The organism is Ruegeria sp. HKCCD7303 (assembly GCF_013111185.1).
Taxonomy (GTDB): Bacteria; Pseudomonadota; Alphaproteobacteria; order Rhodobacterales; family Rhodobacteraceae; genus Ruegeria.
The window spans coordinates 92,959-106,820 of record NZ_WVRE01000009.1; the positions used below are offsets into that span (position 1 = coordinate 92,959).

The 13,862-nt window shown below is 57.0% G+C and carries 12 protein-coding genes; 3 read left to right on the forward strand and 9 right to left on the reverse strand.

Annotated elements, in window-relative coordinates; genetic code table 11:
• Window positions 1-32: 32 nt before the first annotated feature.
• From GS630_RS19230 to GS630_RS19240, 3 genes are read right to left on the reverse strand one after another with little or no spacing between them, the layout of a single operon-like run.
• Complete coding sequence (locus tag GS630_RS19230) at window positions 33-1,151, reverse strand: hypothetical protein (protein WP_171181082.1); 1,119 nt, start codon at window positions 1,149-1,151, stop codon at window positions 33-35.
• A 33-nt stretch (window positions 1,152-1,184) separates the two neighbouring features.
• Entirely contained in the window at window positions 1,185-1,520 is a 336-nt protein-coding gene (locus tag GS630_RS19235) for a hypothetical protein (protein ID WP_171621152.1), read from the reverse strand.
• A gap of 42 nt (window positions 1,521-1,562) precedes the next feature.
• Entirely contained in the window at window positions 1,563-2,642 is a 1,080-nt protein-coding gene (locus tag GS630_RS19240; RefSeq protein ID WP_171621153.1) for a hypothetical protein, read from the reverse strand.
• Between the two features lie 267 nt (window positions 2,643-2,909).
• Between GS630_RS19240 and GS630_RS19245 the strand changes: the two genes are divergently transcribed.
• The 3 genes from GS630_RS19245 to GS630_RS19255 all read left to right on the forward strand — a co-directional run bounded on the left by GS630_RS19245 (window position 2,910) and on the right by GS630_RS19255 (window position 7,268).
• Complete coding sequence (locus GS630_RS19245; RefSeq protein WP_171181076.1) at window positions 2,910-4,385, forward strand: NAD-dependent succinate-semialdehyde dehydrogenase; 1,476 nt, start codon at window positions 2,910-2,912, stop codon at window positions 4,383-4,385.
• 128 nt (window positions 4,386-4,513) lie between these two features.
• A complete protein-coding gene (locus tag GS630_RS19250; protein ID WP_171621154.1) occupies window positions 4,514-6,697 on the forward strand; it encodes an esterase-like activity of phytase family protein in 2,184 nt (727 codons plus the stop codon).
• Between the two features lie 214 nt (window positions 6,698-6,911).
• The gene (locus GS630_RS19255; RefSeq protein WP_171181072.1) at window positions 6,912-7,268 is read left to right on the forward strand and encodes a hypothetical protein; all 357 of its coding nucleotides are present in this window, start codon (window positions 6,912-6,914) and stop codon (window positions 7,266-7,268) included.
• A gap of 261 nt (window positions 7,269-7,529) precedes the next feature.
• Here GS630_RS19255 and GS630_RS19260 read toward each other — a convergent pair whose 3' ends face one another.
• The 6 genes from GS630_RS19260 to GS630_RS19285 all read right to left on the reverse strand — a co-directional run bounded on the left by GS630_RS19260 (window position 7,530) and on the right by GS630_RS19285 (window position 13,781).
• Window positions 7,530-7,997 (reverse strand): Hsp20 family protein, encoded by a 468-nt coding sequence (locus GS630_RS19260; RefSeq protein WP_171621155.1) that lies wholly within the window; start codon window positions 7,995-7,997, stop codon window positions 7,530-7,532.
• A 124-nt stretch (window positions 7,998-8,121) separates the two neighbouring features.
• Entirely contained in the window at window positions 8,122-8,937 is an 816-nt protein-coding gene (locus GS630_RS19265) for a serine protease (protein ID WP_171621156.1), read from the reverse strand.
• Window positions 8,934-9,725 (reverse strand): serine protease, encoded by a 792-nt coding sequence (locus tag GS630_RS19270; protein ID WP_371809143.1) that lies wholly within the window; start codon window positions 9,723-9,725, stop codon window positions 8,934-8,936. Before GS630_RS19270 ends, GS630_RS19265 begins: the two co-directional genes overlap by 4 nt.
• A 118-nt stretch (window positions 9,726-9,843) precedes the next feature.
• Window positions 9,844-11,157 (reverse strand): glycolate oxidase subunit GlcF, encoded by a 1,314-nt coding sequence (glcF, locus tag GS630_RS19275; RefSeq protein WP_171621157.1) that lies wholly within the window; start codon window positions 11,155-11,157, stop codon window positions 9,844-9,846.
• Between the two features lie 4 nt (window positions 11,158-11,161).
• Window positions 11,162-12,280 (reverse strand): FAD-binding protein, encoded by a 1,119-nt coding sequence (locus tag GS630_RS19280; RefSeq protein ID WP_171621158.1) that lies wholly within the window; start codon window positions 12,278-12,280, stop codon window positions 11,162-11,164.
• 61 nt (window positions 12,281-12,341) lie between these two features.
• Window positions 12,342-13,781 carry an FAD-linked oxidase C-terminal domain-containing protein gene (locus GS630_RS19285; protein WP_171181061.1) on the reverse strand — a complete coding sequence of 480 codons (1,440 nt, stop codon included), beginning with the start codon at window positions 13,779-13,781 and terminating at the stop codon, window positions 12,342-12,344.
• Window positions 13,782-13,862: the final 81 nt, after the last annotated feature.

The window sequence follows — 13,862 nt, forward strand, 5'->3', positions numbered from 1 at the left end:
CGTCCAAAATACGGTCGCCGAAGGCGAAAAACTCAATAGCGCAACACCTGTCCTGCCTTGCTAACGACGAATTTGCGCACATCGGCAAACCCCGGCGGGTTGCGCTCGGCCAGCACCTGAAAGGGGCGTTGGGGCAGGATGATCGACCGCTGCGTCCGCGTGGCCCCGGTCTCAGCGCCCTGCCCGCCAAACGGATCCAGCGCGAAAATCTCGCGCTCGACGGTTGAAAACCATCCGGCGCGTTCTTCGATGACCTCTTCGCTTTCCAGCTCCTCGGTGGTCCAGGCCAGTGCCCAATCTTGACCTTCGGGTGCCTGTGCGTCCTCCAGCACCTGCCGCAAAGGACCCGATTGCTCGGTATAGGCCGAGGAATACATTGGCCCCACATGAATGCGGCGCAGGTGTTTGGGATGCAGGTCGTCAAAATCCTGGTCGAAGCCCTTGGCGATGGTCACCAGTTTCAAACCGCCCAAAGACTGCGCCATCAGATGCGCCTGCACCTCGGGCCAGCGGCGCTGGTCCTTGGGCAGGGCCGTCTTGCCGCTGTCCTCAAGCTGCATCAAGTAGATGACCGGCAGGTTGATCTGGCTGTCATAGACCGCCCAGTGGATCATGAACTTGCGCCGATCCCCCTCATTCCCGATCCAATGGCATTCGGGATCGTTGCGGGCCCAGAACAGCTGACCTTTCAGTAATTCTTCATAAAAGAGCCTTTGTGACAGGGCGAATTGCAGCTTGGTGGGGATCTCCCGGTCGCCAATAATTGTCCGAACCATGTCGGTTTTCAGGTCGTCTTCCGAGGGCATATTCGCCAGATGCACCTGCGCCTGCTGCGCGTCATTGGCCATGGTCAACAATTCGGCCGCCACCGGAAACCCGCTGTCGCGCTTGTCCATGGCCAGGCTGCCAAAGAACCGCCCAGTATCGCGCCCGACCAGCAGGTATTTCATGGACAGTGCGCGGAAGGTATAGAGCAACCCCGAGAGATACCGCGACACGATCCGCACCTCTTGCTTGCTGATCGCGCCCTCCGCCTCCATCGTCGCGGCCACGCGCAGGAGGTGGACAGTGATCACCTCAAATTTGCGGAAATAGCGGCGCGAGGCGAAGGTGTCGGTCAGGCCGACATGGTCTTGGGTGGGGTCAGTCATTTGCGGTTCTCGGCAGCATTTCAACTTCTGAAATCACTGCCCTTCATCCTTGACAGAAAGCACTCTTCCAAATGCATCAAGTTCAAAGAAGCTAAAGAGCATATTGGCCTCCGATTGGCGCACATTGAAGAATTGTGGCTCGCGGCTCCGAATGGTGTGAGCAGTCATTGAAAACAGCGCGCGGGCTAGATTTCCAAGACACCCAACCAAGATGAAAATAATTGCCAGAAAAAGTGCTGCGAACACAATTCCGTTTACTGCCTCTTGGCTGGCAACCTGATCAGCGACGGCACCAATTTTCGACAACGAAACACCGACACCAGAGAGAAAGGAGACTAATCCCCCTGCAATCGTGAAAAAAATGCCCAAGAGGCCAAACCTGCAAAATACTTTCCAGCTCCACATCAGGGTTTAACCCCCATACAAATTTTTATCATGCTTCTCGACAATAGACGCAAACCGGCGGGCAAAGCGTTCGTCCGCCTTGGCCTTTTTCTCCAGCACGTCGCGGGCAAAAACCATGTGGTCCTCGTGCGCTTCAAGCATATCCGCCATTTTCTGGTTGGTCGCGGTGCCGATGGCGGCCATTGCAGTTTGCGCCTCTTGGTCGGTCTGCACGCCGATTTCGTTGATGCGGTGCGCCACGTCCTGCTGCTGCGCGGTTTTCAGCGATTTGGTCAGCGCGTCATACAGCACCACGCGCTGCTGCGTGTCTGTCTGCAGCTTGTTGATCAGCACCATCTGAGTCGCCGCCTGGTTCTGCAGTGAGTCGACCCAGGTCTTGCCCTTTTCGATATAGCGCTCCAGCGTCTGAGACTTGGCCAGCTTGACCTGCTCTTCCTGAACCTTGGCGTTGTATTGCTTGTTCAGCTCGGCCAATTCAGTCTCTAACTGGGTCCGTGCAGTGGCGTCCTGTTCAACGCTGATCTTGTTTTCCAGCGTGATAATGGTCGGATCCATGCCTTGGATCTCGGCGCGCAACGCCTCAAGCTCGGCCACGGTCGCCTCACGGTCATCCAGTGTGCCGGTCAAGTTGTCCTCAACTTTGACGCGCTGCTCTTCCAGTACGGACAGCTGCCCCTGCAACAATTGCACGATCACATCTGATTTAGCGATCAGGTCTTGCAGCTTGTCGTCGATATTGGCCGTGCGCATCCGTTCCTGCCGCATCGACTCGGACTTACCTTTCGAGAAGATGCCAACAAACGACTCCCACCCGGTTTTCGAGCGCATTTCGTCGAAATCTTTGGAAAACGCGTTTGTAACGTCGTCCAGCCCCATGATCAGCTCGGCGATATTGGCATTCATCACCTCGGTATGGGTGTGAACATCCTCGAGCGTTGCGTTTTCAATGTCGATATCCGCCTCGGCGGTGCCGATCTTGGCCCGCGCAGCCTCAATCCGTGAGGTCAGCCCTTCGATTTGCGACTGGGACTCACGCACTTTTGCCTGAGTTTCTTCTATAAGGGCTTCGAATTGCTGGTTCGACATTTCTGGTGTCCCTTTTTGTCTGTTTAACCAATAAGATAGGGAATGTTACACCGATTTACATCCCCCTGCGCTAATTTTTCCACCAGACTTTTGCAAACTCGGGGCAAAAAAGATAGGCGGCTGGCTGCAGCCTAACGTGGATCGGTATACGAAAATCACACACTATTCAGCCAAATCTGGATTGATTTAGGGGGCGAAGTGGCCATAGACAGTTTCGAACCCGCTGATTGGGTGCGCGCAAACATTATTCCTGCCGGAGGCTGGCCCATGCTGGACGCAACTACAGACCTGAAGTCGATTTTGAAGAACCCTGAACTGCTGGCGACGAAAGCCTATATAGGCGGCCAATGGGTGGACGGGGATAACGGGACGTTTGACGTGACCAACCCCGCACGCGGTGACGTAGTCGCTGAAGTGGCCGATGTCAGCCGTGCCCAGGTTGCCGGAGCGGTTGCACAAGCTGAAGCCGCGCAAAAGGAATGGGCCAAACTGACCGGCAAGGAACGTGCGGTGATCCTGCGCCGCTGGTTCGATCTGATGATGGAAAACGCTGAGGATCTGGGCAAAATCCTGACGGCCGAGCAAGGCAAACCACTTGCCGAGGCGATTGGTGAGATCGGCTATGGCGCGTCCTTCATCGAATTCTTCGGCGAAGAAGCCAAGCGTGTCTACGGTGAGATGATCCCGGGGCATCAGCGTGACAAGCGGATCATGGTGCTGAAACAACCGATTGGTGTTGCGGCGTCGATCACACCATGGAACTTCCCCAACGCAATGATCACCCGCAAAGCCGGTCCTGCCCTGGCCGCTGGGTGTGCGTTTGTTGCGCGCCCGGCCAAGGAAACACCCTTGTCCGCTCTGGTTCTGGCCGTTTTGGCCGAAAAGGCTGGCATTCCGGCTGGTGTGTTCAACGTGGTTCCGTCGTCGCGCGCCAGCGAAATCGGCAAGGAATTCTGCGAAAACCCCGGCGTGCGCAAGCTGACCTTCACCGGTTCAACCGAGGTCGGTCGCATCTTGCTGAAACAGGCTGCCGATCAGGTGATGAAATGCTCGATGGAATTGGGCGGCAATGCTCCGTTTATCGTGTTCGACGACGCCGATCTGGATGCAGCGGTCGAAGGCGCGATGATGTGCAAGTTCCGCAACAACGGTCAGACCTGCGTCTGCGCCAATCGTATCTACGTGCAGGCTGGCGTTTACGACGCCTTCGCAGCCAAGCTGAAAGCCGCCACCGAGGCGCTCAAGGTAGGTGACGGTCTGACCGACGGAACCACAACCGGCCCGCTGATCAATGCTGAAGCTGTCGCCAAAGTTGAAGAGCATATCAAGGACGTCACCGACAAGGGCGGCGCGGTTTTGACCGGTGGCCTGCCGCATGATCTGGGTGGCACGTTCTTCCAGCCGACCATTGTGACCGGTGTGACCCAGGATATGTTGGTCGCGCAGGACGAAACCTTTGGCCCGTTGGCGCCTTTGTTCAAGTTTGAAGATGAGGACGATGTCATCGCCATGGCCAATGACACGATCTTTGGTCTGGCCTCTTACTTCTACGCCAAGGACCTGAGCCGCGTCTACAAAGTGGCCGAGGCGCTGGAATATGGCATCGTAGGCGTGAACACGGGCATCATCTCAACCGAGCTGGGCCCGTTCGGTGGCGTCAAGCAATCCGGTCTGGGCCGTGAGGGCAGCCACCACGGTATGGAAGACTATTTGGAAATGAAATACGTCTGCATGTCGGTTTAATCTGACCTGGCCCCGGTGCAAAGCGCCGGGGCCATTCGGTTTGTCATAAAACTGCAAATAAACCGTCACATCCCTGCAATGACCTGCGTTCATCCCCCTCTCATCCAACTGAGAGGGGATACTCAACGATGTCTTTGCGTTTTGCCTGCCTGACATCTGCCCTTGCCCTGACCGCCGGTCAGGCCGTGGCAGAGATGAACTTCAACCGAATTGCGTCTTTTCCAGTCGTCAAGAACATAGCCGAAGGGGCCGACACCACCCGAGAAACCTCGCCCGAGATCATCGCGGCCACCGCGGATGGTATGACGCTGGTTTATACCGACAGCCCATTGGCCGTGATCGGCATGATCGACATCACTAACCCCGCGAACCCGGCCCCGCTGGGCGCGATGGAAGTGGGCGGCGAACCGACCTCCGTGGGCATTGTTGGCACGACGGCTTTTGTCGGCGTGAACACGTCGGAAAGCTATACCGCCCCGTCCGGCAAACTGATCTCAGTCGATATCACAAGCAAGGCCGAAACCGGTGCCTGTGATCTGGGCGGTCAGCCTGACAGCGTCGCCATCGCACCGGATGGCAGCTTTGTTGCCGTTGCGATCGAAAACGAACGCGACGAAGACCTGAACGATGGCATAATCCCACAATTGCCCGCCGGATCGCTAGCACTGGTGCCACTGAAAGACGGCGCGCTGGAGTGCGCGGGTATGACGATGGCCTCGCTAACCGGTTTGGCAGAGGTCGCGCCCACCGACCCCGAGCCCGAGTTCGTTGACATCAACGCTCTGGGTGAAATTGTCGTCACATTGCAGGAAAACAACCACATCGCAGTGGTCGACAGGGACGGCAACGTGGTCAGCCATTTCTCGGCAGGCGCGGTTGATCTGGAAAGCATCGACGCCACTGATGAGCGCGGCGCGCTGATCTTCACCGAAAGCCAGCCGGGTCGTTTGCGCGAACCGGACGCGGTGAAATGGATTGACGACAATCATTTCGCGACCGCCAATGAAGGTGACTATGAAGGCGGGTCGCGCGGTTGGACGATCTTCCACAAAGACGGCACGGTTGTTTACGAGAACGGCACCGATTTCGAGAAGGCCATCATTAAGATCGGCCACTACCCTGACAAGCGTTCAGACAGCAAAGGCGTTGAGCCGGAAAGTGTAACCGCGGCCACCTTTGGCGGCACACCAATGATCTTTGTCGGGGCCGAGCGCGCCTCGGTCGTGGGTGTCTATGACGCCACCGAACCAGCCAACCCAGTGCTGAAACAACTGCTGCCTTCAGGCGTTGGACCGGAAGGCTATGTTGCAATCCCCGAACGCAACCTTCTGATCTCGGCCAACGAGAAAGACCTGATCGAAGATGGCGGCCCACGCGCGCATGTTTCGATCTTCGAATATCAGGACGCCCCGGCCAACTATCCGCATCTAACCTCGGAAGGTGCGGATGAACTGATCGGATGGGGGGCTCTGTCCGGCTTGGTCGCGGATGAGGACGGCATGATCTATGCGGTCAATGACAGCTTTTATGGCTTCCAGCCGTCGATCTTCAAGATCGACCCCAGCCAGAGCCCGGCACGGATCGTGGACGTGATCCGCATCCACCGTCAGGACGGTAATCCGGCGCAGAAGCTGGATCTGGAGGGCATCACGCTGGACGGCCAAGGTGGTTTCTACGTCGTCTCCGAAGGCCGCACCGACCGCGTCATCCCCCATGCGATCTATCACGTCTCGGCAGATGGTCTGATCAAGGACCGCAAGGGCGAGATCGGCCTGCCGCCGGAACTGATGGCAGTTGAGAAACGCTTTGGTTTCGAAGGCATCACCAAGGTGGGCAATACCCTGTGGATGGCAGTTCAGCGCGAATGGAAGGATGATCCGGAAAACCACGTGAAACTGGTGGCCTACAACCTTGAGACTAAGGAGTGGGGTGCCGTGCATTACCCCAAGGCAGACCCGGAAAAGGGCTGGGTCGGTCTGTCGGAAATCGTGGCCTTTGGTGATCATGTCTATGTCATCGAGCGCGACAACCAACATGACCACCGCGCCGTAACCAAAAAGGTCTACCGCATCCCGCTGTCCGAAATGACCCCGGCCCCACTTGGCGGCGCATTGCCCGTGGTCAGCAAGCAAGAGGTCCGTGACCTGCTGCCCGACCTGACCTCGACCGGTGGTTATGTTCTGGACAAGATCGAAGGTCTGGCCATCCTGCCCTCGGGCGAGGCGTTTGTGATGACCGACAATGACGGCGTTGACGATGCCTCGGGCGAGACGATGTTCTGGTCGATCGGGTCAGTCACGGCTGGGAATTAACTTATTTGCAAGACGTCAATGGGCCCCGCACGAAATTGTGCGGGGTCATTTTGGTTCTAGCGTCAGCTTTGAGCCTATATTGACCGATGCTGCGCCAGGCACGAACGATCGGTTTGAGAAATTGGAATGATAGAAACTTCAGGGGCTAATGGAACCAAGGCCAATCATGCACTAACACTCAATTAGGACCCCTCAATACGGAGACTGTTTCACCATGGTCACGCATATTTTCGTCGTAGAATCCAATTGCGTCGATCCTTCTCGGGAGGATGAGTACAATCAGTGGTATGACGACATCGACCTGCCGGATGTCCTCGCCATCAAAGGAATCCTGCGTGCCACCCGATACATCTGTGAAGCTGATTTGAATTCACGCTATGAACGTGCCGAAGTGTGTGAGGGCAAGGGAAAGTACTTAACAGTTTACGAAATTGAAACGACTGACATTGATTCAGTGCTTCGATCGTTGGACGCGGGCGTTTTGCAAATGGAGAAGCGCGGAAGGCTTACGGATTTGATCGAAGTCACTGCGCGACGACTTTATAAAACCGGAAAGATGCTTTCAAAATAAAGAAAACTCCATGATTGACGCTAACGTCAATGACCCACCCAGTACCAAAGTTGCGTCTAAGCACAAAAGGTACTGTAAGCGTTCTGTATCAAGTTTACCGACGACCAATAGCCGACACTCGTTCCGATATGCCAAATGGCAGAGTTGTCCGCCTACCGAACGTCCCGATGACAAAAAAACATCGCCCCGCGTCTGGAGGAACGCGGGGCGGGTGTTGCGGCAGTCAGGGAGGAGGCGACTGCCGCGGAACGTTAAGGCGCGTTAGTTGACAGCCTTGGCGTCAACGACGTCCTTCTCGATGGCCTTGGCCGAAGTGATCTCGATACGGCGTGGTTTCAGCGCCTCGGGCACTTCGCGCTTCAGGTCGATGTTCAGCATGCCGTTTTCGTGGCTTGCGCCCGTGACGCGGACGTGGTCAGCCAGTGCAAAACGACGCTCGAACGCGCGGGTGGCGATGCCGCGGTGCAGATAGCTGCGATCCTTGTCCTCGGCAGCTTTCTTGCCAGCGACAATCAGCGAATTCTCTTTCACTTCGACGGACAGGTCATTTTCCGAAAAACCGGCAACAGCGACCGAAATGCGGTAGGTGTCGGCGTTAGTTTTTTCGATATTGTATGGTGGGTAGCTCGGCTGAGCCACATCATTGGTCAGAACGCGATCCATCATATCGGCGATCTGATCAAAGCCAATGGTGGCGCGGTGCAGCGGTGCAAAGTCAAATGTACGCATGTGTCGTATCCTCATCCTTGAGCGATTTACGAAATTTTGCCCTCCGACTGGACAGGCAGTGGTTCATACCGGACCCCGTTGTGGCGATCCGATATTCATCACATGGGTAGCGATTTGACCGAGTTCAACCCCCGCCAGAGCTGATGAATTTTGCACCAGACGCGGACTTGCCTGACCCTACCTGCAGCCTGCGGATCGACGCTTTGGGTTGCGGCGCATCGCGTCGCATGATTGCCTTTAGCTCGGCGACAATTTCACCAAGCTCCATACCAAAGCCAACCTTTCGGCTGCCATTTGTACCAACCGCCGAAACCACCGACAGAATCTGCCATCGCGATCCCTTCTTCGTCAGAATGGCGGACCCGGACGAGCCAAACGTGATGTCACAATTGAACAGGATCAGGCCCTGACGACGATCAATGATCCGGCAGGAGCGTTCTCGTGTGATCGCCTCGGACCGGCCGCGCCCATACGAAGCGATACTGACCTCATCCCCCAGAACACGCCCACTGTATAGCGCAAAGGGGTCTGCGACGGAATAGGGGATGGGCTTATCAAGTCGCAACAGCGCAACGTCAATCCGAACGCTTTCGCGCGAAAGCGGCGGTCTAGAGCCGTAGTTGGGGTGGATCGCAACCTGTGTGACCTGACGTTCTGCCAGGGCTTTCCCGTTGCTCAGCCCGGCACGAAAAGTGATATCCTCGCCGGCAAACGCTGTTCCGGTACTTTGGTCCACGGCACAATGGGCAGCTGTCAGCACCATGTCTTGCGCGATCAGCGTACCGGTGCAAAAGGATCCGTCCCCCATGTCCAGACGCCCAACCGCCTCCCATCCGTAAAGATCGTCGCGATCCGTCAGCTTACGCTTGTTTGATTGAGCGTGGGACGTGGTTGCCAAAACACTCAGTCCGACAATGAGGCTGAAGAAAACTCTGATCATGGTCTGATAAACCTTGCGCCGATGTTCTTCCCTGCCCCCGGCCCAGGCGCTGACAGCCCAAACCCTCGCCCTGCAGAAAGCTCGTCGCGCAGCAGTTGCAGCGAGTGTTCAACCGCAGTGCCTATTGCTACGTTCTGGCCGTCCAGACTGGCCTTGGCCGCCACAACCGACACGATCTGAGGGCGCGCGCCTGCAAAGGAAAAGACCGGCGCACCGGATGAGCCAAAATCAACGTCACAGGACATGATCATGACACCCCGCTGCCGGTTCATGACCGAGCAGACCTGCTGCAGCGATGGTGCCTCAGACCGGTCATGCGCATAAGAGACCACGCCAACTTCGGCCCCTCTGCGGGGTTGATTCCCAGACTCAAAAGGAATGACGGCGGTATTTCTGATCGGTTGCCACAGCTCGATCAAAGCCACGTCTGCGCTGACCCTATCGGTCGTGGATTCTGCACCAAATTGATAGTCGGGATGGACCACAGCTTGCCGCGCAGTCCGATAGGCCAGGGCACGGCCTAAACGCCACCCGGCCAGAAACTCAATTTCCGACGGATTGATCCGTTGCCCGGACACCTTGTCAAACAGGCAATGCGCTGCTGTCAGCACCAGTGTTGGCGACACCAGCGTTCCGGTGCAAAACCCTCTGCCTGCTATGTCCAGCCGCCCCACGGCCATCCAATCGCGCCCGGAATCCGAGGTGTCCAGACTTTCCAGCCCGGTATCCTGCGCTGTGGCCGCCATCGGCATGACACAGAGCACAATAGCCTTGATCCAGTTGCGCACGCGGTTCTCCGGGACTCACTCTGACCTTTTTGTCCTACGGGTTACGTTGGGCGAAAATAGGGCAATCAGGGGTTATAAGAAATTCCGGGCAAGTGATGCGCGTCGGCACCAAAGCGAATTACTTCAGGATCGGTACAGCGTCCCTGGGGTGTTGCAACGACGGCGGCCTTGGTCCGCCGGTCGCCCAGTCCAACAATTCAACCGTGTGCACGACCGGCACTTGGGTACCCGACCCGATCTGCATCATGCATCCGATGTTTCCGGCTGAGATCAGGTCCGGCTTCTTCGCCTCCAGCGTTTTGACCTTGCGCTTTTTCAATTGGCCCGAAATCTCGGGCTGCATCAGGTTGTAGGTGCCTGCGCTGCCACAGCACAGATGGCTATCTGCAGGCTCAACAACTTGGAACCCTGCCCGTTTCAGCAAGTCCTTAGGATAGGTCTTAATCTTTTGTCCGTGCTGCAACGAACAGGCCGCGTGATAAGCGACCGTAAGGTCTTGGTCGCGCCCTTCAGGAAGGTCCAGTTGCATGACCAACTCGCTGATATCCATGGCAATACCCGCGACACGCGCCGCGTCCTTGGCCAGAGAGTCATTGCGGAACATGTGCCCATAGTCTTTCACCGTCGTGCCACAACCAGACGTATTGATGACGATGGCGTCCAAGCCGTCACCATCCATTTCGCGCGCCCAGGCCTTGATATTGGCTGCGGCAGCCGCGTGGCTTTCACGACTTTTACCCATGTGGTGCGTCAAGGCTCCACAACATCCGGCGCCTTCGGCCACCACAACCTCGCACCCCAAACGCGTCAGTAACCGGATCGTAGCATCGTTAATGTCGGTATTTAGAGCCTTCTGTGCGCAGCCGGTCATCAGCGCGACACGCTTTCTTCGTTCTCCCTTGGGCGCAAAGCTCTGAGGGTCGTCGTTGCGACTGACCGGCGGGATGTGCTTTGGGGCCATGTCCAGCATCGCCCGCAACCGGGCGTCGGGCATCAGAAACCGAAACGGACGGCCCAACTTTGCTCCGATCAAGGCCCAGCGAAATCGCATCGGGTAGGGTAGGATTTGGGCAAGAATCGAACGCAGGATACGGTCCGTCAAAGGACGTTTGTAATTCGCCTCGATATATTCGCGCGCATGATCGACCAGGTGCATGTAATGCACGCCCGAAGGACAAGTGGTCATGCAAGCCAGACAGGACAGGCAGCGATCAATATGCTTGACCGTCTTTTCATCCGGTACACGTTCGTTTTCCAGCATGTCCTTGATCAGGTAAATACGCCCGCGCGGGCTGTCGAGTTCATCCCCCAACACCTGATAGGTTGGGCATGTCGCAGTGCAAAACCCACAATGGACACAGCTACGCAGAATCTCGTTCGAGCGCTGAATTGCCGGATCTTCCAGCTGTTTTTCCGTAAATGTTGTCTGCATCGCTCTACCCCATGAGTCCCGGATTGAACACAGATCGCGGGTCGAATCTTGCCCGTACCCCCTGTGTTAGAGCCGAAACAGCAGCATTTTCCGGCTGAAACCGACCCAGATTCTGTATGTCTTCCGGGGTCGCGCGCACCAGGGTCGAATGTCCCTCAACATCACTTAGTTCAGATCGCAGATCAGTGCCTTCCGGTGCTAAAGTCCAGATCAGACCCCCACCCCAATCCACGACCGTGTTCGGGTTGGCGTCACCGACCACACGGATCATGTCAGTCGGTTTGACAGAGGTTTTCCAGACATTGCCCGGTCTGTCGGCAAAAGGCTCAATATCACGCACTTCGCGCCAAATGGCGGTGTTTTCGGCCGCATCAGTGACAACCTGATCCGGATTCGTTTCCGCAAAGAGCTCTTGCAACTTGGAAACGCGATATTCGACCGATTGGTCAAACCCTTCAATCCGCAGCACCGTCCGGGACGGCTTGCCGCCGCCCTCGGGCAACCGAGCCGCACCGTTGACTTCGTATGGCGATCCCAACGCGTCACAAAACAACTTGGACGTCGCGACCCATCCGCGATCCTCCCAAACAAGCGTCGCAACGGCCTCTGGCTTGGGTAGCACTTTCAGCGAAACCTCGGTCAACACGCCCAAAGTGCCCCAGGACCCAGCCATCAACTTCACCAGATCATAACCGGTGACGTTCTTCATCACCCGTCCGCCATTCTTGACCACTTGACCGCGCCCATCGACAAAGCGAACGCCCAACAGAAAATCCCGGCACGCCCCGGCCTGTATCCGCCTCGGCCCAGATACGTTTGCCGCCACAACACCACCGATGGTCGGTTCGCCCGAAGTTCCAAGCAATCCACGATGGTCCATCGGCTCGAACGCCAGTTGTTGCCCCTCCGCGTCCAGCGCGGCTTCAATCTCGGCCAACGGCGTGCCTGACTTAGCCACAAGTGTTAGGGCTCCGGGTTCGTAAAGGGTGATACCGCTCAGCCCGGAAACGTTCAGTTCAGGCTCCGGCCCGGTCACACCACGCGTTCCGCCCCCGGCTATGCGCACTGGCTCGGTCAGCCCGGCCACCAGATCCGCCAATTCGTCTTCCGTTTCAGGTCTCATGTGCTTCATCTTTTCACAAAAACTCCGGGGAAACCGCGCCTGCGCAATTGGGGCAGAGCCCCTATTCCGCCGCAAGGCGCCTCGCCTCGGATGCGTCCAAGGGGAACACCTTCGCGGGATTCAACAACCACTGCGGATCGAACACATCTTTAATCGCCATCTGCGCCTCAAGATCCGCTGGCGCGTACTGGTGTGCCATCAGATCCCGCTTTTCGATGCCGACACCATGTTCTCCGGTCAGGCACCCGCCTACGTCGACACACAGCTTCAGAATATCAGCACCAAATGCTTCGCATTTCTCCAGATCGCCCGGTTTGTTGGCGTCAAACAGGATCAAGGGGTGCATGTTGCCGTCACCCGCGTGGAAGACATTGCCAACGGGCAGGCCGTATTCCTCGCTCAACTCACCGATGCGGCGCAGGACTTCGGGTAAGGAGGATACCGGGATGGTGCCGTCCAGACACATGTAATCGTTCATTTGACCCATCGCGCCAAAAGCCGATTTGCGACCCAGCCAAATCTTCGCGCTTTCTTCGGCAGACTGGCTCTCACGCAATTCAACAGGATTGTGGCGCTTGGCGATTTCTATGATCTTCGCCAACTGATAGTCGATCTCAGCCTCCGAGCCTTCGACCTCGACAATCAGCAAGGCGGTGCAATCGGGATACCCGGCATGCGCAAAATTCTCGCAGGCTTGAATGCACAGGGTGTCCATGAACTCGATCGCAACCGGCAAGATGCCCGATTTGATAATGTCAGAGACACATTGGCCCGCGACCTCATTGTCGTCGAACCCCATCAGAACCGGTCGCGCCCCTTCGGGTTTACGCAGAATGCGCAGCGTGGCCTCGGTCACCACGCCCAGCTGCCCCTCTGAGCCACAAATAACACCCAGCAGGTCCAGGCCAGAGGCATCCAGATGCGCGCCGCCGATTTCCACAACACTGCCGTCCATCATCACCATGGTCACGCCCAGCAGGTTGTTCGTGGTCACACCGTATTTCAGGCAATGCGCGCCACCCGAATTCATCGCGATATTGCCCGCAATGGCACAGGCCAATTGCGAAGACGGATCGGGCGCATAAAAGAAATCCTCTTCCTCGACCGCGCCTGTCACGCTCAGATTGGTCCGTCCGGTCTGCACCTTTATGAAGCGGTTGTCATAATCGACCTCCAGCACCTCATTCATCCGCGCCACGCCCAGAATGACGCAATCCGCAGTCGGCAAGGCCCCACCCGCCAGTGACGTGCCGGAGCCACGTGGCACCACAGGAACCCCTTCTTCATAGCAGATTCGCAGGACATCAGACACGTCCTGCGTCGTTGACGGAAGTACTGCCAGCATCGGCGGGCAGCGATAAGCGGTCAGCGCGTCACACTCATAGGCCCGCGTCTCAGCCGGATCGTGAATCACAGCATCCTCAGGCAATACCTGCAGCAATCGCGCCAGAACGGCTTGCTTTCGCGCCAGAACATCGGGATTTGGCCGGGGCATTTCCATCGCTGATCCTCCAATTTGGTAAAATAATATTACCAATTTCATGATCTGGCAAGTTCTTCCGTTCAGTTTTACTGTCACGCC